Below are 22,249 nucleotides of genomic sequence, written 5' to 3' on the forward strand. Positions count from 1 at the left end.
AATGACACAACCTCTGTTAGCTATTGAGAATTTATCGGTAGGTTTTCGCCACCAGGAGAGCGTGCGCACCGTGGTCAACACTCTCTCATTGCGGGTTGATGCCGGGCAAACGCTGGCGCTGGTGGGCGAATCTGGCTCAGGGAAAAGTGTGACCGCGCTTTCTATTCTGCGCTTATTACCGTCCCCTCCTGCGGTCTATCTTGCCGGTGATATTCGTTTCCATGGTGAATCATTGCTTCACGCCGACGAGCAGACGCTTCGCGGCGTACGAGGGAACAAAATCGCCATGATTTTCCAGGAGCCGATGGTGTCACTGAACCCGCTTCACAACCTGGAAAAACAGCTTTACGAGGTGCTATCGCTGCATCGGGGAATGCGTCGCGAGGCCGCCCGGGCAGAGATTCTGACCTGTCTGGACCGCGTCGGGATCCGTCAGGCGGCCAAACGTCTCGCAGATTACCCGCACCAGTTGTCCGGCGGTGAGCGCCAACGTGTGATGATCGCCATGGCGCTGCTAACGCGGCCAGAACTGCTGATTGCCGATGAACCCACCACCGCGCTGGATGTCTCCGTCCAGGCGCAGATCCTGCAACTGCTGCGGGAGTTACAGCGAGAGCTGAACATGGGATTACTGTTCATCACCCATAACCTCAGCATTGTGAAAAAGCTGGCCGATACCGTGGCGGTCATGCAAAACGGCCTGTGCGTTGAGCAAAATCGTGCCGCACAACTGCTCTCTGCGCCCTCGCATCCGTACACGCAGAAATTGTTAAACAGCGAACCTTCCGGTGACCCGGTCCCCTTACCTGTAGGGCAAGCTCCCTTGCTGGAAGTGGAAAAACTCCGCGTCGCCTTCCCTGTCCGCAAAGGCATTCTGAAGCGCGTAGTAGACCATAACGTCGTGGTCAACGACGTCAGTTTTTCCCTGCGGCCCGGTGAAACGCTGGGGCTGGTCGGTGAGTCAGGTTCCGGGAAAAGCACCACCGGGCTGGCGCTACTGAGGCTAATCACATCGCAGGGGAGTATTGTGTTCGATGGCCAGGCGTTGCATACCTTAAATCGTCGCCAGCTGTTACCCGTACGTCACCGCATTCAGGTGGTATTTCAGGATCCTAACTCCTCGCTAAACCCACGTTTAAGCGTGCTACAAATTATTGAGGAGGGACTACGCGTTCATCAACCGACACTTACTGCCGAACAACGTGAAGCGCAGGTGAAAGCGGTCATGACGGAAGTGGGGCTGGATAGCGAAACGCGACATCGTTATCCCGCAGAGTTTTCCGGAGGTCAACGTCAACGCATAGCCATTGCCCGGGCGTTGATTCTAAAACCTTCGCTGATCATTCTGGATGAGCCGACATCCTCACTCGACAGGACCGTACAGGCGCAAATCCTGATGTTGTTAAAGTCCTTACAGGAAAAGCATCGTCTGGCCTATATTTTTATCAGCCATGATTTGCATGTCGTACGCGCGTTGTGCCATCAGGTTATTGTGCTAAGGCAGGGAGAAGTTGTGGAACAGGGGCAATGCGAGCACGTATTCAACGCGCCACAACAGGCCTATACGCGTCAGCTGCTCGCGCTAAGCTGACGCTCAAAACGGATTGTTATTTGAAAAAGGTTCTGCGATTGCCACGCCGAAATTTTTCAGTCTGCAGGTCGCAGCAAACTCATCCTGACGATTCACAAACAGGCACGGCTCCCCTTCGCATTCCAGAACGGAACAAGGAACCTCAATGTCACTGAGGGCCTGGCTGAGTTTATGCATGACTGACCACGCGCTATCACCATCCGGGCTGAGCAATTTGAGCGCCACCAGGCTGTTCTCATTGCTCTGGCCGTTTTGCGGAATCGGTTCAACTTTCGAACCTGCGAAACCCACCGACCAACGATAGCACTGCGGCAGACGATGAACGATTGAGAGTTGTAATGTCATCACTTTCTTTCCCTGGAAGCACAATCACTTCACAATTATTTTACATCAATATTAACACATCATTGACAAAACGTCTTTAAACAGTTGGTAAACGTTTACACCCATGTCCATATGCTGCTTTCCGAACCAGGTATTTAAATTTATTCAATGGTTCTGGCAAATTTCCGGGCTATATGTACTCGTTTCTGCGATCTAACTCAACCTTTTTAACTACAATGATGTGACTTTTTACATAAATTGATTTTACATAAAATAAACATAAGCAGGAGAATTGATAGATTTGCGGTTGATATACATCAACTCTGGAGGCCTTATGACCTCCAGGTTGTGTATTAGATCACCGTTTTTTAGCGCGACTGGCGTAGAGATAGAAGAGAATAGAGCTGGTGGCGCAAAACGCTATCGACCAAATCATCGGCCAGGCCGAGTTAAAGGTCGCCAGTGACAACAGTGCCCCAACAATAGCGCCAATGCCAAATCTGAACGTCCCCGCCAAAGATGATGCCGTTCCCGCCATGTGCGGGAATTCATCCAGGATGACCGCCATCGCGTTAGATGACACCATCGACACGCAGCCGACAAATGCCGCCACGCCCACCACCAGCGCCCAAAAACCTACCCCGAACAGCGCACTGAAAACCATCCAGCCCGCCATCACAAACTGGATCCACAGCCCCGCACGGAACATATTCAATGCCCCAACCCGGCGAACAAAGCGGCTGTTGATGATGGTCATCACGAACAGGAAAACAATATTCAGCGCGAAGTAGTAACCGAAATGCTGCGGTGAAACATGGTTAATCTCAATGTAGACAAAAGGCCCGGCGCTAAGGAAAGAAAACATTCCGGCAAAGCTGAACCCGCTGGCCAGCATATAGCTCAGTACGCGCTTATGACGAAACAACGAGGCAAAGTTGCCAAGAGTAGTGCGCAAGCGAAACGGCTGGCGACGCTCTACGGGCAATGTTTCTTTGATCAGCGTAAAGATCATCACTGAAGCCAGAATAGCCGCCACGGCGAGGATCCAAAAGATATAGTGCCAGCTCAGCCATACCAGCACCCAGCCGCCCACAATGGGCGCCAGCAATGGCGCTATCGTGGTGACCAACATGACGAATGACATCATGCGCGAGAACTCTTCCTTCGGATAGATATCGCGCATCAGGGCGTTGATAACCACGCTCGCCGCCGCAGCCGCCAGACCATGGAAGAAACGCATTATGATCAGTTGATCGATAGTTTGCGCCAGCGCACAAGCAACTGCCGCCGCCGCAAACACCAGCGTTCCGCCCAGTATTACCGGCTTACGCCCAATGCTGTCTGCCATTGGACCATACAGCAACTGCCCCACCGCAAAACCTAAAATATAGGTACTGAGGGTCATCTGCGCGCTACCGGCAGGCACACCAAACTGTTCAGAGATAACAGGCAGCGCCGGAAGATACATATCAATCGACAACGGCATCAGCATGGCTAACAAGCCAAGGATAAAGACAATGGCAATTGACGAGTTCTGCCGGGTGGTCACATTTAGCTCCTGAGATTAACGCGGGGTTAAGTTAACGCTGGCAATTTCTTCTTCAGTTAATGGACGGTATTCGCCAGGCTCAAGGTCATCATCAAGCTTAATGGCGCCGATCCGTTCACGGTGCAGTTCAACAACGTGGTTCCCCACGGCGGCGAACATGCGTTTCACCTGATGATAGCGCCCTTCGCTGATGGTCAATCGCACCTGAGTTGGCGTAATGACTTCCAGCACGGCCGGCTTTGTCAGGTCTTTTTCGTTATGCAGTTGTACGCCACGAGCAAACTGCTCGGCGGTATCATCCGCCACCGGCGATTCCAGCGTCACCAGATAGGTTTTCTCACAATGGTGACGTGGCGAAGTGATGCGATGCGACCACTGTCCGTCATCGGTCATCAACACCAGTCCGGTGGTGTCGATATCCAGACGGCCTGCCGCATGTAATTTGTGTGCGACGGGTTCATCGAGGAAATAAAGAACCGTCGGGTGATCCGGATCATCCGTTGAACAAACATAGCCCTGCGGCTTATTCAGCATAAAATAGCGCGGGCCATTCTGTTGAATCAGGGAATTGCCGTCATATTCGACGTCATGTTCTGGCAGCAGCTTAAAGGCGCTATTTCTGACGATTTCACCGTCGACGGTAACGCGGTTAGCACGGATCTCACGCCCGGCAATAGCGCGGCTGACGCCGAGTTGCTGAGCGATAAATTTATCAAGTCGCATGAGTGTGATTTTTGCCTGTAAAAATACGAGAATCGGGTTTGCGCCCGAAAAGTGGGACTGTTATCCGCCCAGTATAGCGGCGTTACACCATCCCTCAAGGGAAATGATTCATGGCATACTATTCATTGTTACTGTTTACCTTAGTGAGCCCATGATTTTTACTCTTCGCCCGTACCAAAAAGAAGCCGTGGACGCCACGCTCAACCATTTTCGCCACCACCGCACGCCGGCGGTTATCGTCCTGCCAACCGGCGCGGGCAAAAGCCTGGTGATAGCGGAACTGGCCCGCGTGGCGCGTGGTCGCGTGCTGGTACTGGCGCACGTCAAAGAGCTGGTCGCGCAAAACCACGCCAAATATTGCGCGTTGGGGCTGGAGGCCGATATTTTTGCCGCCGGGCTGAAGCGTAAAGAGAGCCACGGAAAAGTGGTATTTGGCAGCGTACAGTCGGTGGCGCGTAATCTGGATGCCTTTCAGGGAGAGTTTTCCCTGCTGATCGTCGATGAATGTCACCGCATCGGTGATGATGAAGAGAGTCAGTATCAGCAAATCCTCACTCACCTGACCAACGTCAATCCCCACTTACGCCTGCTGGGGCTTACCGCCACGCCTTTTCGTCTGGGTAAAGGCTGGATTTACCACTTTCATTATCACGGAATGGTGCGCGGCGATGAAAAAGCGCTGTTTCGCGACTGCATTTATGAATTACCGCTGCGTTACATGATTAAACACGGCTACCTGACGCCGCCGGAACGCCTCGACATGCCGGTCGTGCAGTATGACTTCAGCCGCCTGCAGGCACAAAGTAACGGCCTGTTCAGCGAGGCGGACCTTAATCGGGAATTAAAAAAGCAGCAGCGAATCACGCCGCATATCATCAGCCAGATTATTGAGTTTGCCCAGACGCGCAAAGGGGTGATGATTTTCGCCGCCACCGTTGAACACGCCAAAGAAATTCTGGGCCTGCTGCCTGCTGACGATGCCGCGCTTATTACCGGAGATACGCCAGGCGCGGAGCGTGACGTACTGATTGAAGAGTTTAAAGCCCAGCGCTTTCGCTTTCTGGTGAATGTGTCGGTCCTGACTACCGGCTTCGATGCCCCACACGTCGACCTTATCGCCATTCTCCGCCCGACGGAATCAGTCAGCCTGTACCAACAAATTGTTGGTCGCGGACTGCGCCTGGCCCCAGGTAAAACCGACTGTCTGATCCTCGATTACGCGGGCAATCCCCACGATCTGTACGCCCCGGAAGTGGGCGCGCCGAAGGGAAAAAGCGACAACGTGCCGGTACAGGTGTTCTGCCCTGCCTGCGGATTTGCCAACACCTTCTGGGGCAAAACAACAGCTGACGGCACGCTGATTGAACACTTTGGTCGCCGCTGCCAGGGATGGTTTGAAGATGATGACGGTCATCGCGAACAGTGCGACTTTCGTTTCCGTTTTAAAAATTGCCCGCAGTGCAACGCGGAAAATGACATTGCCGCCCGCCGCTGCCGTGAATGCGATACGGTGCTGGTCGACCCGGATGACATGCTGAAAGCGGCATTGAGGCTAAAAGATGCGCTGGTTCTGCGCTGTAGCGGGATGGTGTTACAAAATGGCCAGGATGAAAAAGGCGAATGGCTAAAAATCACCTATTACGATGAAGACGGAGCCGACGTCAGCGAACGCTTTCGTCTACACACTCCCGCGCAGCGTACGGCATTCGAACAACTGTTTATTCGCCCGCACACCCGTACCCCCGGTATTCCCTTACGCTGGATAACCGCCGCCGATATCCTCGCCCAGCAGGCGCTGTTACGCCATCCTGATTTCGTGGTTGCGCGCATGAAAGGTCAGTACTGGCAGGTGCGTGAAAAGGTCTTCGATTATGAAGGTCGCTTTCGCCGGGCACATGAATTACGCGGTTAATTGTACTTTTGATTGATGTACCAGCCGTTTGAGTATAGAATCTCGCCCGCTTTTGCATACGCAAAGCAGATCACTTACCTGTTGCTGGGTCGCCTGTAGCAGGAATTATTAAAGAGAGATTTAAATGTTTACTATCAACGCTGAAGTACGTAAAGAGCAGGGTAAGGGTGCGAGCCGCCGCCTGCGTGCCGCTAACAAGTTCCCGGCAATCATCTACGGTGGCGCAGAAGCCCCGATTGCTATCGAACTGGATCACGATGCAGTTATGAACATGCAAGCTAAAGCTGAATTCTACAGCGAAGTTCTGACCATCGTTGTTGACGGTAAAGAAGTTAAAGTTAAAGCTCAGGCTGTACAGCGTCACGCTTTCAAGCCGAAGCTGACTCACATCGACTTCGTTCGCGCGTAATCGCCTGGACGTTGAAGAAAACCCCGCCTCGGCGGGGTTTTTTTATGGGGTTTATCCGTGGGCCGGATAGGGCTTTACGCAGCCATCCGGCATTAACGGTTTATTTCCCGCCCGACGTGCGGCGCTGGAGCTGGTCGCGCAGGTTCGGCGGCGTACCTTTGATGGTCAGGGTATCTGTAGCCGGATCCCAGAAAATACGCTCGCCCAGCAGCATGGCGTCAAAATTAATGGTTAACCCACCGCCGCTGCCGGCAAATTTGGTTAATTGGCGCAACGTACTGCGATCCGCCGGGAAGCTCTCTTCCAGCTCATACCCTTTATCAGCAGCGAATTCGCTGAAGCTGACTTCACTGACGCCGGAAAGCTCTTTAGACAGCGACTCCAGCTCAATCTCTTCACCGGCCTGTAGCTGCTCGTTGCAGTAGCTGTACACCTGCTGCCGCACGTTCTGGCGCTCGGCTTTATCCAGTTGCGCCTCATTGGTGAAGTCATCAACCGCCTGCAGCAGACCGCGGTTTTGCGCTTTGGCGTTCAGACCTTCGCTGGCGCCGAGAAAGTCCATGAAGAAATCGGCGACTTTGCGCCCTACCCGCCCTTTCAGGAACGTCAGATAGCGTGTGGACTCCGGATTGGTTTCCCACTCGGTTAAATCAATACGCGCCACGATGTCCGCATGATTGATATCCAGATAGTGCGTCGGATTGATATCCAGATTTTCATTGACGCGCATGCTGCTTAAATTGTTCAGTACGGCAACCAGCAGATACTCTACCGCCAGATAGCGGTAATGGCAGAACAAGACAATACCACCATCGGCAAAAGGATATTTCGCCAGCTCGTCCCGCAAACGCCCTGTCGCGGCACGGCTAAAGGCCAGAAAATCCTCTTCACCCTGACGCTGTAAACGCAGCGTTTGCGCCAGCTCGCTCTCTTCGCTGAACAGGCCATAGGCTTTATTCTTGGCGCTATACACCCGATGCAGTTCAGCCATCATATCGACAACGGTCGCTGTCGGTTCCAGTAATGAATCGCGCAAGACCAGCTCAAGGTTTTGCTCATCACGTTTGATAAGCTGGTGCAGGGCAATCTGGTTGATATCCAGACTCATGATAAACTCTCCTTTTAGACCGGGCGGTATTCAACCACCTGCCGGGCAGTGACGCAATAGAAGATAAAAAAGCAGAAAAAAAACTGTCCGTACGGTAATATGTTGCCCTTTCATGAACAGACTGATTTCGATTTATGCCACAAATTTCCCGCTATAGTGACGAACACGTTGAACAACTGCTGAATGAGATGCTCAACGTACTGGAAAAACATAAGGCGCCGACCGATCTTTCCCTGATGGTACTGGGAAACATGGTGACTAACCTTATCAATACAAGCATCGCACCGGCCCAGCGCCAGGCGATTGCCAACTCTTTTGCCCGCGCATTACAGTCTTCGGTAAACGACGACCAAGCGCATTAAGAGCCTGATCCGGGGAAACGAACAACAGTTTATGGTAACTCATCGTCAGCGCTACCGTGAGAAAGTCTCCCAGATGGTTAGCTGGGGGCACTGGTTTGCTTTGTTCAACATTCTGTTGGCCATGGTACTCGGTAGCCGTTACCTGTTTGTCGCCGACTGGCCGACTACGCTTGCAGGGCGCGTTTATTCCTACCTGAGCGTTGTCGGGCATTTTAGCTTCCTGGTGTTTGCCACCTATCTGCTGATCCTGTTTCCCCTGACGTTTATCGTCATGTCCCAGAGGCTGATGCGATTCTTATCAGCTATTCTGGCGACAGCTGGCATGACGTTGTTGTTAATCGACAGCGAAGTTTTTACCCGCTTCCACCTGCACCTTAACCCGATCGTCTGGGAACTGGTCATTAACCCTGACCAGAATGAAGCGGCGCGTGACTGGCAACTGATGTTTATCAGCGTGCCGGTTATTCTGTTAATCGAAATGCTGTTTGCGACCTGGAGCTGGCAAAAACTACGCAGCCTGACGCGTCGTCGCCATTTTGCTAAACCGTTAGCCGCATTCTTCTTCGTTTCCTTTATCGCCTCGCATGTGGTGTACATCTGGGCAGACGCCAATTTCTATCGCCCTATTACCATGCAACGCGCGAATCTGCCGCTCTCCTACCCGATGACGGCACGCAAGTTTCTGGAAAAACATGGTCTGTTGGATGCGCAAGAATATCAACGCCGCCTGATCGAGCAGGGAAACCCGGAAGCGGTTTCCGTGCAATACCCGCTCAGCGAACTGCGCTACCGCGATATGGGAACCGGACAGAACGTTCTGCTGATCACCGTAGACGGCCTGAACTACTCCCGTTTTGAAAAACAGATGCCAGCGCTGGCTGAATTCGCTGAGCAGAATATCGCCTTTACGCGTCACATGAGCACAGGCAACACCACGGATAACGGGATTTTTGGCCTGTTCTATGGCGTTTCCCCAAGCTATATGGACGGCATTTTGTCGACCCGAACGCCTGCGGCGCTGATCTCTGCGCTGAACCAGCAGGGATATCAGTTGGGGCTATTCTCCTCGGATGGCTTTACCAGCCCACTTTATCGCCAGGCGCTACTGTCAGATTTCTCTATGCCGAGCGTGCAAACGCAGTCTGACGAGCAGACCGCCAGCCAGTGGATCAACTGGCTGGGCCGCTACGCGCAGGAAGATAACCGCTGGTTCTCCTGGGTCTCCTTTAACGGGACGAACCTGAACGACAGTAACCAGAAGAACTTTGCCAAACGCTACGCCAATGCCGCTCAGGATGTGGATGCCAACATTAACCGGATCCTTAGCGCCCTGCGCGACTCCGGTAAACTGAACAACACGGTGGTGATTATTACCGCGGGTCGGGGCGTACCGCTGACTCAGGAAGAGAACAATTTTGCCTGGTCGCGCGGTCATCTGCAGGTTCCTCTGATTATTCACTGGCCGGGAACACCTGCTCAGCGCATCAATAGCCTGACCGATCATACGGACCTGATGACGACGCTCATGCAACGTCTGCTCCACGTCAGCACGCCAGCTAACGAGTACTCGCAGGGCCAGGATTTGTTTAATGCAACCCGCCGCCATTACTGGGTTACCGCCGCCGACGGCAGCACGCTGGCGATTACCACGCCAGAGATGACGCTGGTGCTTAACAACAACGGTAACTATCAGACCTATGATTTACACGGTGAGAAGATAAAAGATCAGAAACCGCAGCTGAGCCTGCTGCTGCAAGTTCTGACGGATGAGAAACGATTTATTGCTAACTGATTAATTATAAATCAGTTAGCAAACCATCCTCTTGCATTCACGCTGGAAAGCAGTAGTATTGTCAGCCATAGCGTCGGCACGTAGCGCAGCCTGGTAGCGCACCGTCATGGGGTGTCGGGGGTCGGAGGTTCAAATCCTCTCGTGCCGACCAAAAATCCCAATAAAACCAACCCTTGTGGTTGGTTTTTTTATACCTGTTTTCTGAACGGGGAAGTAACGGGGATTAATCGGGGAAAAATCCCCGACGCAAAGCGTCGACTTCGCGGTAAAATTTCAGCTATACACATCACCGGGAAGTCATCAACCTCATTTATGAAAAAGGAATTTTGATAGTCTGCCCGGTGCAAAAGATATCCTGAAGCAATGCTATTGTCAGAGAAAACGAATTTAAGGAACTCATCCTTTTGTTGCTTTTTCTGAAACAGTTGAGCTTCCCTTTCCACATCGCCATCATCTACCTATAGCTTACCCATTTCTGATGTCGTAGATAATTTCCCCACAATGGTCTTCAACCACAGACAACTTCGTATTAGCAACGTCAAATTTACAAAGTTGCTAAAGTAGCCAACCATCGACATAGCAAAGGCTGCTATTTTTGATTTATCATCACTTATCGTTTTCTGTCCAGCCAAATACACCGCGTACAGAACGCTTCCCAAATAGAATGAAGCCAAGAAGGTTTTAAAGTCACACAGGCCCCAGCCCAATCATAATATCCTGCATTCACTTTGTAATGACAAGGCTGATTTATTCAGTAAACAGATGATTTATAATAGTTTAATTTTAAAGGATTCAGAATTTATCCCGGAAAGAAACATTCCCAATGCTTTAGGGTAGGAGTACCATTAGCGCATAAAACAATACAAATAATATGGATATACTATGTCCGTAAACGGAACAATAAATCCCACGTCGGGAACTCCTATAGCCCCCGGAGGGGTCAGGCTACTTACAATAGGAGAGATTGCACTAGCCAGGACGCTGTTTGGTGAGAGCATTATCTATAGCAAGGTGTGGGTACACCGTGAAAGCTATCTCCCCTTCAACTTACAACCCGTAGATATTGCCATGACACCAAACGGTGAACTTTGGTTTAGAGAGGGTACGTATTCACCTGATTTTTCATTAGATATACTAGAGAAAAAACACAGATTCATGCATGAGATGGTTCACGCCTGGCAAGCACAGAAAGGTATGTTTGTTAGAACCAGAGGTTTATTCTCTCGTTTCGCTGATTACAGTTACAGTTTAGATAAGGCTGACTTTCTTCATTACGGATTAGAACAGCAAGCATCAATAGCCAGTGATTATTGGTTGATACAAGCATTTGGGCTTAACAGAGATACTTACGCCCTGGTTAAATACCGTAACCTCAATTCTAATGACTCTATTCATTCAATATTATCTATATATAAATCTGTTATGAAAGGATTCCCTGGATGAAAAGATTAATAATAATGCCATTGGTATTAATGCTATCTGGATGCCCCGGAGGTATGCCTGCACCACACCCAAGAGTTACTTTTATAAATGGCAATTATCTTTGTTTTAGCACTGATCAAAAAGATGTATTGAACTACTACCGAATCGAATCGAGTCGGAGCAAGGGATATCACATTGAAAAATCCGAATATGACTTACAACTTTCATATCCGAGTGATTGCATTCATTTTAAATGGAGTTATGGTTATTCCTATACAGTGTCATATGGATTGAATGGCAAGGACTATGTACATAAATTTTTTATTGATAATAATGGACAGCTAACAAATATGGTGTATTAATTATGTCATTACCAGCTTATTTATTTTTATATGATGAAAACGGAATGCAGATTCCGGGAGATTGTTTATCCTTAGGCCGTGAAGGTGCTATTGAAGTCATGAATAGTAGTTACGGTGTGAGACAGCCTGTTGATAGCAACACTGGCAGCATGACAGGCTGTAGGCAGCATAATCCCGTAATTGTGCATAAGCAACTTGATAAAGTCAGCCCTTACCTGGCTGTAGCTGTTTGTGAAGGGAAGAGACTGCAAAAGGCAGTCATTAAATATTATGAGACTATAGAAGCAGGGATCGAAGTAGAGATTTATAATATTACTCTGGAAGATGTCGTTATATCCTCTGTAGATTTTACACATGTCTACTATCCCGGTAGTTCATCTCCTAATATGCATGAGGTAGTAGGTCTTAGATTCCGTGACATTGAATGGAATTATGTTAGAGGGAATATTAAATACAATGATGCCTGGATGAAACCAGCAAAAAAAGAACAGCAACAATAAATAAACGGGCATCACGCGCCCTCTATTTCATCAATCAATTTTAAACTCAACAATATCAGAACGTGGGTAACGTTTTTGTACCTGGGTACCCATTCCTGATGAAGAACGACGGCTGATGCGTAAAGACGTACGGGTCGATCCTCAATGCTACAGATTGTTACACCATAACCATTTGTGAACGTTGGTTCTCAGTAAGTCGCTGTAACTATACATTACTGACAGAACCGTAACCGTATGCAGGATCGGCCCGATTACAGACACTGAAAAGTTATGCCATAGCCTGATCCCATTTTCCCCCGCCCCCCAGCACCCTCACGGCGTCTTACCGTTCTTGAGCATCACATTGTCCAGGTATTCTCCCTCTCTTCAGCACAGGTTTTACTACTTACCCATGCACAAATTGGGGTAAAATTTATCCTCTCATCAGCGCGATGAATCTGGACGATTGATGCGCTGAAAACAATAATGATACTAATAAAACTCAGGAGAATAGTATGCCTGAAGCAACGCCTTTTCGGGTGCTGATTGTCGATGACCACCCACTGATGCGGCGGGGAATTAGTCAATTATTGCAACTGGATCCCGCATTTAACGTAGTAGCTGAAGCAGGTGACGGCGCAAGTGCGATCGATCTGGCAAACCGTCTGGACCTTGACGTGATCCTGTTGGATCTCAATATGAAAGGTATGAGTGGGCTGGATACCCTGAATGCGCTGCGTCGGGACGGTGTGACCGCACAAATTATCATTCTGACCGTTTCGGATGCCGCCAGCGATGTATACGCCCTAATTGACGCGGGTGCGGATGGTTATTTGCTCAAAGACAGCGATCCTGAAGTCCTGCTGGAAGCCATTCGCAGCGGAGCCAAAGGCGGTAAAGCGTTCAGTACACGCGTCAGTGAATATCTGCGCGAACGCGACCTGTTCGGCGCACAAGAAGATCCGTTCAGCATTCTCACCGAACGCGAGCTGGATGTATTACACGAACTGGCTCAAGGGCTGTCGAATAAACAGATTGCTTCAGTGCTGAATATTTCCGAACAGACGGTGAAGGTGCATATTCGCAACCTGCTGCGCAAACTCAACGTGCGCTCTCGCGTTGCTGCCACTATTCTGTTTTTGCAAACGCGCGGTATGCAATAACCAGATATTGCCCGATAGCGCTACGCTTATCGGGCCTACACGTCACGTGCATCGCCAGGCCGGATAAGACGCGTTGCGTCGCCATCCGGCATCTTCCACTCTTACTTCTCCTGCGGCGTTAGCTGCTCCATCGCCTGTTTAATACTGCGCTCGATTACCGCCCGACGGGTATCGTTGGCGGGTAATAATTTCAGCATCATCTCCCACGCCGCAACCGCTTCGCCGAAGCGCTGCTGTTCGAAAGCGTTAAACGCGTACATGCTCAATACGCGCACGTTGGCATGTTCGCCGCGTATTAGTTGACGTAACAGCTCCCCGCCCCGACGGTTATCATTAGGGTCGGATGAACGGGTCAGCGCTTCCGCATAGCCCAGCGCCGCATCGCTGTTTTTCGGATCCAGCCGATAAGCATTGGCATAGGCTTCAGTAGCCGTGCTGGCGTTGCCGAGCACCATGCCAATGCGTCCAAGCATAATCCAGCCTTCAACGTTTGCGGGCTCGGCCTGTAAGCGAGTGCGCAGCCCCAGTGCCAGACGCGTCATGTCTTCTTCATTCAACGGGTCGGCTTTTGGATCCAATGCCCGCTCCAGCAGCGCTGGGGCCTGAGCGGTGGCCTGCTGCCAGACCTGCACCTGTTTATAGTTCCCGGTTTGATAATAGCTCACCGCGCCGACCACCAGCGCCACCACGATGCCGGGCACAAAGAGTCCGAATCCACCGCGCTTGCCATCCGGGATGATGTCGTCAGGAAACTCTTCTTGTTTCACCCGCACGCGTCGGCGAGTACGGGCGAAAATAATCCAGCCCCCGAGACCAATCGCTACCACCGGCATCACCCACAGCAGCACGGTCAGCGGAGTTAACGGCGGATCGTAAGTGACGAAGTTACCGTAGCGCGCCACCATGTAGTCAACAATTTCTTTCTGACTTTTGCCTTCCTGCATCAGTTCGTACACTTTCTGCCGCAGGTCGGTGGCAATCATTGAGTTAGAGTCGGCAATGCTGTTGTTCTGACACTTAGGACAACGCAGTTGCTCGGTAAGCTGGCGGAACTGCTGCTCCTGCGCTTCATCCTTAAACTGCATTACGTCGATAGTCGCCAGCGCGGATCCCGAGATAACCAGCATCAGCAGGCCCAATAAAAATCTCATTGCGCAGCCTCCTTACTGTACTTGTCCCACAACGGTTTGATCTCGCTTTCCCACACCCGGGCGTTAAGATCACCGGCATGGCGATAGCGAATAATACCTTTCCCGTCGATCAGGAATGTCTCCGGCGCGCCGTACACGCCAAGATCGAGGCCTAGCATACCGTCGCCGTCAAACAGACTTAATGAGTAAGGATTGCCCAGCTCTTTCAGCCAGACAATGGCTTTCTGACGATCGTCTTTATAGTTCAGGCCCACTACCCGCACGCCTTGCGCAGACAGCTGATTCAGATACTGATGCTCGGCGCGACAGGTCGGACACCAGGTCGCCCAGACGTTCAGCAACACCGGCTTGCCCTGCGTCAGCACATCGGCCTGATAATGCTGACCCGGGTTTTCCAGCGATTCCAGGCGGAACGTCGGAACAGGTTTGCCGATCAACGCCGACTCCAGATTAGTAGGGTCGTCTCCCTGCGCGTTACGCGCTAACTGCCACAGCAGCGCCGCCGCAATAATGAGAAAAATAATAAACGGAATTAACAGTGCGTTGCGCTTCATACAGCCTCCGACGCTTTTTTTTGCACCGCGGCGCGAGGGCGCGTGCGCTGGCGATAGCGTGGATCAAACAGGCAGAACACCCCGCCCAGCGCCATTAGCAATCCTCCGGCCCAAATCCAGCGAATAAACGGTTTGTAATACAAACGTACAGCCCATGCGCCGTTATCCAGCTCTTCACCCAGCGCAGCATACAGATCGCGCGTGAACCCGCCGTCAATCGCCGCTTCGGTCATCATCGAACTGGTACTGTTATAGAAACGTTTTTCCGCATGCAGCGTGGCTGCCGGTTTACCATCACGCGTGACGCCAATAATAGCGACCCCGCCCCGGTAGTTTGGTCCGGTAATATCTTTCACTTCACGGAAAGTAAACTGATAGTCATGGATGCTGACGCTATCACCCGCTTTCATACGGACATCGCGTTCCACGCTGTAATTCTGGCTAAAGGCAATACCAACAATGGTAATCGCCAGCCCAACGTGAGCCGATACCATCCCCCAGTAGCTGGGCGTCAGCTTCGTTCCACGAGAAATGCGCAGGTACGCTTCGGACATGGCCAGCACAAAAATCCAGCACGCCATCGCCAGCCCCACCACCGTCATGGCGGCAATACGATCCTCAAACAGCCACGGCAGCAGCAGCGACAGAATAAGCGTGGTGACAAACGCGATAATCAGTAACGTTTTCAGTTTACGCGGTTGGTCACGGCCCCAGCGCACTAATGGCCCAATGCCCAGCAGCAGCGCAAACGGCGCCATCAGCCAGGTAAACATGGTATTGAAGAACGGCTCGCCAATCGAAATGCTGCCCAGCCCAAGCTGTTTGTGCACCAGCGGCAGCAGTGTACCCAATAACACCACCAGCATAGCGGCGATCAGCAGGACGTTGTTGCCCAACAGCAGCGATTCACGCGACCACAGCGCGTTGTTTACCCGCGAGCGAACCTTATGCCCACGCACTGCAAACAGCAGCAGGGAACCGCCAATCACCAGCACCATGAAGGCCAGTATAAACATCCCTCGCGACGGGTCTGAGGCGAAAGCATGCACCGAAACCAGTACGCCGGAGCGTACCAGGAAAGTCCCCAACAGGCACAGCGAGAAGGCGCTGATTGACAGCAGCAAGGTCCAGGCTTTGAAGCTGGCGCGCTGTTCGGTTACCGACAGCGAGTGCATCAGGGCTGTGCCCACCAGCCATGGCATAAAGGAGGCGTTCTCAACCGGATCCCAGAACCACCAGCCGCCCCAGCCCAGCTCGTAATAGGCCCAGGCCGAACCGAGTACAATCCCCAGCGTCAGAAACACCCACGCCGCCAGCGTCCATGGACGCGAAAAGCGAGCGAAGGTGCTGTCCAGACGCCCGCTCATCAACGCGGCGATCGCAAACGCGAAAGCTACCGAGAAACCGACATACCCCATGTACAGCAACGGCGGATGGAAAATCAGTCCCGGATCCTGCAACAGCGGATTCAGATCTCGCCCTTCAACAGGGAAATTGGGCAACGTGCGGGCAAACGGATTAGAGGTAAACAGGATAAACAGCAGGAAGCCGACGCTGACCATCCCCATCACCGCCAACACGCGGGCGACAATGTCCAGCGGCATGCGCTGGCTGAACGCCGCGACGGCGAACGTCCAGCCGCTCATCAGTAGCACCCACAGCAGCAGCGAACCTTCATGCGCGCCCCATGTCGCTGCCACCCGGTACCAGACAGGAAGCTGGGTATTGGAGTTACTGGCGACGTAGGTCACGGTAAAGTCATTAACCACGAAGGCATTAACCAGAATCAGGAACGCCCCCATCACGCAGATAAACAAGACCCAGGCAAAGGGCCGTGCTGAGGCCATCATCCGCACGTCGCCGCGCGCCACGCCCCACAACGGATAGACCGACAGCAGTAGTGCAACGCCAAGCGCAAGGCACAACAGCGCATTGCCAATTTCCGGCATCATGACGTTTTATCCTTATAAACACTTTCCGGGCGACGGTGGTTTTCCTGCATCGCTTTTTCGACTTCCGGCGGGGTGTAATTTTCATCATGTTTGGCCAGAACCTCTTTAGCCTGCACATGATTTCCCTTGTCCAGCTCGCCCTGAACAACAACCCCCTGCCCTTCGCGGAACAGGTCCGGCAAAATGCCTTCATAGGTCACATCCACCACACCTTCGGCGTCATAGATGCTGAAAGTTACTTTAAGCGATTGCGGGTCGCGCTTCACGCTGCCTGGCATCACCATCCCACCCACACGCAGACGCTGACCGACTTCAGGCATCTGCTGTGTCTCGCGCTTACCGTAGAGTATCTCTCCCGGGGTGTAGAACAGATCGATATTGGAACGCAGCGCGTAGAGCACCAGCGAAATGGTCAACGCCAGACCTGCCAGTACCGCGCAGGCTATCCATAGCCGATTTTTACGTCGAATATTCACGCCGCCTCCCGTTGTACTTGCGCTGCGCGCATGCGCGCTTCCCTCGCCCGCTGCTGGGCCACGCCGCGTAAGATTGCGCGATGCTGTAATGTTGAATGCAGCACCAGCACCAGCAGCGGAATAACGCTCATGGCAACAGCCAGCCAGACATACAAGGCGTAACCGCCCATCGCGAAAAAATCACTCCATGATGCAAATGCAGGGGTCATTGGCGGCCTCTTTTTAAGATCAGTTCGCTCACCCACGGGCGGCGTTTTTCCATCATCAAAATCAGGTTACGCATGCGCATTAGCGCCAGCGTGACAAACAGCAACAGGTAACCGACAATCGCCAGACGCAGCGGTGCGCGCATTGCCGGATCGATGCTTTGCTGCATACGGGTTGACCCCTGATGCAGCGTGTTCCACCACTCGACCGAGTAGTGAATAATCGGTAAGTTGACCACACCAATCAACACCAGAATACCGGCGGCACGCCCTGCCAGGCGGCGGTCGTCAAACGCATGCCACAATGCAATGGCGCCAACGTAGAGAAACAGCAACACCAGTTCAGAGGTGAGTCGGGCATCCCAGACCCACCAGGTTCCCCACATCGGTTTGCCCCATGCGGACCCCGTCACCAGCGCAATAAAGGTAAACACAGCGCCAATGGGCGCCATCGCAGCCAGCGCCAGATTGGCCATTTTCATCTGCCAGACCAGGCCGATAAACGCCGCAACAGCCATCGAGGCATAAATTCCCATCGACCAGATTGCCGCCGGAACGTGCAGATAAATGATGCGATAGCTCTGTCCCTGCTGATAATCAGCCGGCGCGAAGCCAAAGCCCCACACCCATCCGGTTATTAATACCACCGCGCTGGCAATCGCCAGCCACGGAATAAACCAGCCGCAGATCTGATAGAGCCGAGGGGGCATCGCCAATTGATGAAGTGTTTTCCACATAGTTCAGTCACCAGACTCCATTAATTAATATCCGTTTTGCCGGAGCGCCTTGCCCGGCCTGCAAATCCTGTCGCATTACTGCACGCTGATCCGTAACGCCGCAGCCGTGGCAAACGGGCTTAACGTGGCGCTGCCTACCAACAACGCCCCCAGAATCGCCATGTATCCTTCAACAGGCAAGTGCATGGAGGCCGCATCCATCGCCGCGGTCGCAAAAATCAGTAGTGGAATAGTAAGCGGGAGAACCAGCACGCTTAACAGCACGCCGCCGCGCTTTAAACCCACCGTCAGACCTACGCCAGGCGCGCCGAGAAAACCCAGCGTCGGCGTGCCGAGCAGCAAAGTCAGCGCCATAATTTTCCAGCCGTACATATCCATGCCCAGCAGTAATGCCACCAGCGGAGAGAGGATTAACAGCGGCAAACCGGTTACGACCCAGTGCGCCATCACTTTCGCCAGCACGACCGCCGGAAGCGGCAGCGACAGCAGCATCAACTGCTCAAGGCTGCCGTCCTGTAAGTCATCACGAAACAAGCGCTCCAGCGCCAGCAATGACGCCAGCAGCGCCGCAACCCAGATAATGCCTGGCGCAATACGCGCCAGCAGCTGTGGCTCCGGCCCAATGCTCAGAGGAAACAACGTGATAACAATCAGAAAGAACCATAAAGGATTGGCGATTTCCGCACTATGACGAAACGCAACTCGCAGTTCTAAACGGAAGATTCGCCACATCATTGCGTTGCCCTCTCGCTGGTCAGCGCAATACGTCGCACTTTATTGGTCTCAACATTAAGCGGCTGGTGGGTAGTGAGAATGACAATACCGCCCTGTTCCGTATGCTGTGCCATACGCTGAGTCAGTCGCTCAACGCCGTTTACATCAATGGCGGTAAAGGGTTCATCGAGGATCCACAGCCGGGCGCGGGTCAGCCACAAACGGGCCAGCGCCACGCGCCGCTGTTGTCCGGCGGAAAGCTGATTCACCGGAATATCTTCGTATCCGGCAAGTCCCGCCTGCGCCAGCGCGTCCAGACACTGTGCGATGTCGCCATCGTGATGGAAAAAACGCAGGTTCTCCAACGCCGAAAGCCGGGTTTTTATCCCCGGCTGATGTCCGATCCACAGCAATTGCTGATGGTAGCTGTCCCGCACGTGATGCAGGGGTTGCTCTTGCCAGCAAACCTCCCCTGCGTCGGGACGCGCCAGCCCGGTAAGCAACCGCAGCAAAGTGGTTTTCCCCGCGCCGTTGCTGCCGGTAATTTGTACCCATTCCCCTGCGTTGACGCGAAATGACAGATCGCTGAACAGTATTCTGTCATCCCGCTCGCAAAGTAATTCTCTGGCTTCAAGCATACCTGGTTATCTACATCCTGTTAAAAGCCCGGTTTGACTTCGCGCATATCAGGCAGTTTGTGCGCTATCCCTTTATGACAGTCAATACAGGTTTGCCCGTCTTTCACGGCCTGGTCATGCATTTTGGCCGCAACGCCTTTCTGGGCGGTTAAATCCATAAACTCGAAGTTGTGACAGTTGCGACACTCTTGCGAATTATTATCTTTCATACGCCGCCACTCATTTTGCGCCATCGTCAGACGATGATCTTCAAATTTCTGCGGTGTATCTATTAACCCCAGCGCCTTCGCGTACAGCTCTTTACTGGCCTTGATCTTACGGATCATTTTCGGGCCCCACTCATGTGGGACGTGGCAATCAGGACAAGTCGCACGCACACCGCTGCGGTTGTTGTAGTGTACGGTTTCCATATATTCCTGGTACACCGTATTGCGCATTTCGTGACAGCTAATGCAGAACTCTTCCGTATTGGCCTTTTCCATACCGGTATTAAAGCCGCCCCAGAAAATAATGCCGCCCACAAAGCCGATTAACAACAGCGTGCCGAGCGCCAGACGGCTGGGGCGACGCCACCATTGCCAGACGCGCTTAATCCAGCCTGGTTTACGGTTAGAATTTTCCATAATGACCTCTTATTTCCCGTAACCTTTCGAGGGGGTGAAGGTATTTTCAACAATCGGCGCAGCGTCAGCCTGCGGGACGTGACATTGCAGACAGAAATAACGACGCGGCGCGACTTCAGCCAATACCTTGCCGTCGCTGTCCATAAAGTGCGTCGGACTGATGCGCGGCGCGCCGGTGGTGCGATAGCTTTCCACACCGTGGCACTGCAGGCAGCGGTTAGTATTGGTCGTCACCTGATACCCTTCAACGCTGTGCGGAACCATTGGCGGTTGATTCACATAGTTCAGCGGCATACGCTCCTGCTCTTTCGGCATGCGAATCGCCCCTTCCTGCGTCCCTGAGACTTCCGGTGACTGGCTTAGGTCCACTCCGTTTGCAGCCCAAACGGCCCCACTGACGACCAGGGCAAGCAGGGCCGTCCATTGACTCAGCTTTTTAATCAGGTCATGGCTTTTCATGATTTCGCTCCCGAACTCCATCGTGTTGTTATTGTAAAAACATCCTCAGAACAGACATCCACGCAGCGACCGCAGGCCATGCAATCGCGACTGGTTACCTGCACCGGGCTTTGCTCATCCAGCACCGGCGCACGTAGCACATGCGGTTCCGGGCAAACATGAAAACAATCCATACAGCGGTTACATCTGTTACGTTCTTTTGCCGAAACGGTTAATGCGCCTTTACTTCCCACTACGCTATACAGTGCGCCCAGTGGGCAGAGATGCCCGCACCAGCCATGCTCAACGACCAGTAGATCAAATAAAAACAGCGCCAGAATCAGCAGCGCTCCATTGCCAAATCCCATTATCAGACTCCGTCCGAGCAGAGAGACAGGATTTATCCATTCCCACAGCAGCGTACCGGTCAAGGCGGAACCGACCAGGATAACCACCAGCAGGACATACCGTATATAGCGCGGTAGGGTCGCGGACTGATTCAGGTCAAACCTTCTGCGTAACCAACTGGCTAAATCGGTGACCGGGTTCATCGGACAAACCCAGCTGCAAAACAGACGCTTACCCGCAAGGGCATACAGCACCGTGATGACGACCGCCCCCGTTAACGCAACCGTTGCCGGCAGGTGTCCGCTGGCCAGGCTTTGCAACGTAATTAGCGGATCGGTGAATGGGACAGTATCCAACAGCAGGCTGCCACTGTAATTGCCATGCAGGATCCATACGCCAAACCACGGGCCGCTCAGGAACATCGCCAGTATCAGAAACTGACTCAGACGACGCAGCAGCAGCCAGCGATGACTCTTCCACCACCCTTTTTTTGCCTGCGCTTCACGCCCGGCGTCACGTTTACGATTTGCCATTGTTCCCCTCCAGCCAGCCGAAGCGGTAATGGTGTCCTAACTCCCCTTTCGCCAGCGACAGCGGCAGCACTTTTATTGCCGGCTGCTCCAGTACGCAGACTTTTTCGCATTTCCCGCAGCCGGTACAGGCATCGCTATGGACGGTTGGAATAAACCGCGCATGCTTGCCGGTACGCATATTGCGGTCCAGCTCAAGGGTGATAGCCTCATCGATTTTCGGGCACTCGCGATAGCAAACATCGCAGCGTAGCCCTTGATAGTTGAGGCAGTTTTCGTGATCCAGCAGTACCGCCAGCCCCATACGCGAATCGTCAATGGATTCAATTTCCTTGTCCAACGCGCCGCTGGGGCAGACTTTGGCGCACGGAATGTCCTCACACATTTCGCAAGGAATATCGCGGGCGACAAAATAGGGCGTACCTGCTGCCAGCCCGGAGGCCAGCGTCGCCAGTTTCAGCGTGTCATACGGGCATGCCTGAACGCACTGACCGCAGCGCACACAGGCGCTGGCGAATGCCTCCTCGCTCAGTGCGCCTGGCGGGCGTAACCGCACGCCGGTTGCACGTGCGGTTTGCTGTTGTAACCCCAGCGCCACGCCAACGACGGCCAGCCCGCCCGCCGCGCGAACCATGTCGCGCAGAAAACGGCGGCGGCCATTTTGGGGTTTTGCTGACCGGGACATA

General features: G+C 52.8%; 25 protein-coding genes and 1 tRNA gene. 10 read left to right on the forward strand and 16 right to left on the reverse strand.

Translation table 11 applies throughout. The features are described from left to right. Position 1: 1 nt before the first annotated feature. A complete protein-coding gene (gene yejF, locus FDW97_RS07635; protein ID WP_087857387.1) occupies positions 2-1,591 on the forward strand; it encodes a microcin C ABC transporter ATP-binding protein YejF in 1,590 nt (529 codons plus the stop codon). Between the two features lie 3 nt (positions 1,592-1,594). Here the strand turns inward: yejF and FDW97_RS07640 are convergent, their stop codons facing one another. The 3 genes from FDW97_RS07640 to rsuA all read right to left on the reverse strand — a co-directional run bounded on the left by FDW97_RS07640 (position 1,595) and on the right by rsuA (position 4,187). Further along, positions 1,595-1,939: a YejG family protein gene (locus FDW97_RS07640; RefSeq protein ID WP_029139605.1), complete on the reverse strand. Its 345-nt coding sequence runs from the start codon at positions 1,937-1,939 to the stop codon at positions 1,595-1,597. Between the two features lie 334 nt (positions 1,940-2,273). After that, the gene (locus FDW97_RS07650) at positions 2,274-3,464 is read right to left on the reverse strand and encodes a Bcr/CflA family multidrug efflux MFS transporter (protein ID WP_042307254.1); all 1,191 of its coding nucleotides are present in this window, start codon (positions 3,462-3,464) and stop codon (positions 2,274-2,276) included. A gap of 15 nt (positions 3,465-3,479) precedes the next feature. Then, complete coding sequence (rsuA, locus tag FDW97_RS07655) at positions 3,480-4,187, reverse strand: 16S rRNA pseudouridine(516) synthase RsuA (RefSeq protein WP_061382086.1); 708 nt, start codon at positions 4,185-4,187, stop codon at positions 3,480-3,482. A 151-nt stretch (positions 4,188-4,338) separates the two neighbouring features. On the opposite strand from rsuA, the gene FDW97_RS07660 reads away from it, so the two are divergent. Together FDW97_RS07660 and rplY are read left to right on the forward strand one after the other, a co-directional pair. Beyond that, the gene (locus FDW97_RS07660; protein ID WP_137350852.1) at positions 4,339-6,099 is read left to right on the forward strand and encodes a DEAD/DEAH box helicase; all 1,761 of its coding nucleotides are present in this window, start codon (positions 4,339-4,341) and stop codon (positions 6,097-6,099) included. A 124-nt stretch (positions 6,100-6,223) separates the two neighbouring features. Next, complete coding sequence (rplY, locus tag FDW97_RS07665) at positions 6,224-6,508, forward strand: 50S ribosomal protein L25 (protein WP_006683755.1); 285 nt, start codon at positions 6,224-6,226, stop codon at positions 6,506-6,508. A gap of 100 nt (positions 6,509-6,608) precedes the next feature. Here the strand turns inward: rplY and yejK are convergent, their stop codons facing one another. After that, positions 6,609-7,616, reverse strand: coding sequence for a nucleoid-associated protein YejK (gene yejK / locus FDW97_RS07670; protein WP_006683753.1), 1,008 nt, complete (start codon positions 7,614-7,616; stop codon positions 6,609-6,611). Between the two features lie 134 nt (positions 7,617-7,750). Between yejK and FDW97_RS07675 the strand changes: the two genes are divergently transcribed. The 7 genes from FDW97_RS07675 (at position 7,751) to narP (ending at position 13,196) form a co-directional block, all read left to right on the forward strand. Then, positions 7,751-7,978, forward strand: coding sequence for a YejL family protein (locus FDW97_RS07675; RefSeq protein WP_003027506.1), 228 nt, complete (start codon positions 7,751-7,753; stop codon positions 7,976-7,978). Between the two features lie 31 nt (positions 7,979-8,009). After that, complete coding sequence (gene yejM, locus FDW97_RS07680; RefSeq protein ID WP_038642064.1) at positions 8,010-9,770, forward strand: LPS biosynthesis-modulating metalloenzyme YejM; 1,761 nt, start codon at positions 8,010-8,012, stop codon at positions 9,768-9,770. A 74-nt stretch (positions 9,771-9,844) separates the two neighbouring features. Beyond that, a tRNA-Pro gene (locus FDW97_RS07685) sits at positions 9,845-9,921 on the forward strand. Between the two features lie 731 nt (positions 9,922-10,652). Then, positions 10,653-11,213, forward strand: a complete 561-nt coding sequence (locus FDW97_RS07690) for a type IV secretion protein Rhs (protein WP_137350853.1) — start codon at positions 10,653-10,655, stop codon at positions 11,211-11,213. Further along, entirely contained in the window at positions 11,210-11,554 is a 345-nt protein-coding gene (locus tag FDW97_RS23790; RefSeq protein ID WP_137350854.1) for a putative T6SS immunity periplasmic lipoprotein, read from the forward strand. The genes FDW97_RS07690 and FDW97_RS23790 overlap by 4 nt, the downstream gene beginning before the upstream one ends. 2 nt (positions 11,555-11,556) lie before the next feature. Continuing rightward, entirely contained in the window at positions 11,557-12,054 is a 498-nt protein-coding gene (locus FDW97_RS07700) for a type VI secretion system tube protein Hcp (RefSeq protein WP_121529294.1), read from the forward strand. 494 nt (positions 12,055-12,548) lie between these two features. Continuing rightward, positions 12,549-13,196 (forward strand): nitrate/nitrite response regulator protein NarP, encoded by a 648-nt coding sequence (gene narP / locus FDW97_RS07705; protein WP_016153764.1) that lies wholly within the window; start codon positions 12,549-12,551, stop codon positions 13,194-13,196. A gap of 101 nt (positions 13,197-13,297) precedes the next feature. Here the strand turns inward: narP and FDW97_RS07710 are convergent, their stop codons facing one another. The 12 genes from FDW97_RS07710 to napG all read right to left on the reverse strand — a co-directional run bounded on the left by FDW97_RS07710 (position 13,298) and on the right by napG (position 22,248). Next, positions 13,298-14,347, reverse strand: a complete 1,050-nt coding sequence (locus FDW97_RS07710; RefSeq protein ID WP_137350855.1) for a cytochrome c-type biogenesis protein CcmH — start codon at positions 14,345-14,347, stop codon at positions 13,298-13,300. Then, the gene (gene dsbE / locus FDW97_RS07715) at positions 14,344-14,901 is read right to left on the reverse strand and encodes a thiol:disulfide interchange protein DsbE (RefSeq protein WP_003834613.1); all 558 of its coding nucleotides are present in this window, start codon (positions 14,899-14,901) and stop codon (positions 14,344-14,346) included. Before dsbE ends, FDW97_RS07710 begins: the two co-directional genes overlap by 4 nt. Then, positions 14,898-16,853, reverse strand: coding sequence for a heme lyase CcmF/NrfE family subunit (locus FDW97_RS07720; RefSeq protein WP_137350856.1), 1,956 nt, complete (start codon positions 16,851-16,853; stop codon positions 14,898-14,900). Before FDW97_RS07720 ends, dsbE begins: the two co-directional genes overlap by 4 nt. After that, positions 16,850-17,329 (reverse strand): cytochrome c maturation protein CcmE, encoded by a 480-nt coding sequence (ccmE, locus tag FDW97_RS07725; protein WP_038642175.1) that lies wholly within the window; start codon positions 17,327-17,329, stop codon positions 16,850-16,852. Before ccmE ends, FDW97_RS07720 begins: the two co-directional genes overlap by 4 nt. Next, a complete protein-coding gene (gene ccmD, locus FDW97_RS07730) occupies positions 17,326-17,538 on the reverse strand; it encodes a heme exporter protein CcmD (RefSeq protein WP_085047853.1) in 213 nt (70 codons plus the stop codon). Before ccmD ends, ccmE begins: the two co-directional genes overlap by 4 nt. Continuing rightward, complete coding sequence (locus FDW97_RS07735) at positions 17,535-18,272, reverse strand: heme ABC transporter permease (RefSeq protein ID WP_006683732.1); 738 nt, start codon at positions 18,270-18,272, stop codon at positions 17,535-17,537. Before FDW97_RS07735 ends, ccmD begins: the two co-directional genes overlap by 4 nt. A gap of 75 nt (positions 18,273-18,347) precedes the next feature. Then, entirely contained in the window at positions 18,348-19,007 is a 660-nt protein-coding gene (ccmB, locus tag FDW97_RS07740; protein ID WP_038642180.1) for a heme exporter protein CcmB, read from the reverse strand. After that, on the reverse strand, positions 19,004-19,624 hold the full coding sequence (gene ccmA, locus FDW97_RS07745) for a cytochrome c biogenesis heme-transporting ATPase CcmA (RefSeq protein WP_038642182.1): 621 nt from the start codon (positions 19,622-19,624) through the stop codon (positions 19,004-19,006). Before ccmA ends, ccmB begins: the two co-directional genes overlap by 4 nt. A gap of 20 nt (positions 19,625-19,644) precedes the next feature. Continuing rightward, entirely contained in the window at positions 19,645-20,247 is a 603-nt protein-coding gene (gene napC / locus FDW97_RS07750) for a cytochrome c-type protein NapC (protein ID WP_003027548.1), read from the reverse strand. A 9-nt stretch (positions 20,248-20,256) separates the two neighbouring features. Continuing rightward, on the reverse strand, positions 20,257-20,706 hold the full coding sequence (gene napB, locus FDW97_RS07755) for a nitrate reductase cytochrome c-type subunit (protein WP_038642185.1): 450 nt from the start codon (positions 20,704-20,706) through the stop codon (positions 20,257-20,259). Beyond that, positions 20,703-21,566, reverse strand: a complete 864-nt coding sequence (gene napH, locus FDW97_RS07760) for a quinol dehydrogenase ferredoxin subunit NapH (protein ID WP_137350857.1) — start codon at positions 21,564-21,566, stop codon at positions 20,703-20,705. Before napH ends, napB begins: the two co-directional genes overlap by 4 nt. Continuing rightward, entirely contained in the window at positions 21,553-22,248 is a 696-nt protein-coding gene (napG, locus tag FDW97_RS07765; protein ID WP_038642189.1) for a ferredoxin-type protein NapG, read from the reverse strand. The genes napH and napG overlap by 14 nt, the downstream gene beginning before the upstream one ends. Between the last annotated feature and the right edge of the window lies 1 nt (position 22,249).

Source organism: Citrobacter sp. wls708 (genome assembly GCF_005281255.1).
GTDB classification, from domain to species: domain Bacteria; phylum Pseudomonadota; class Gammaproteobacteria; order Enterobacterales; family Enterobacteriaceae; genus Citrobacter; species Citrobacter werkmanii.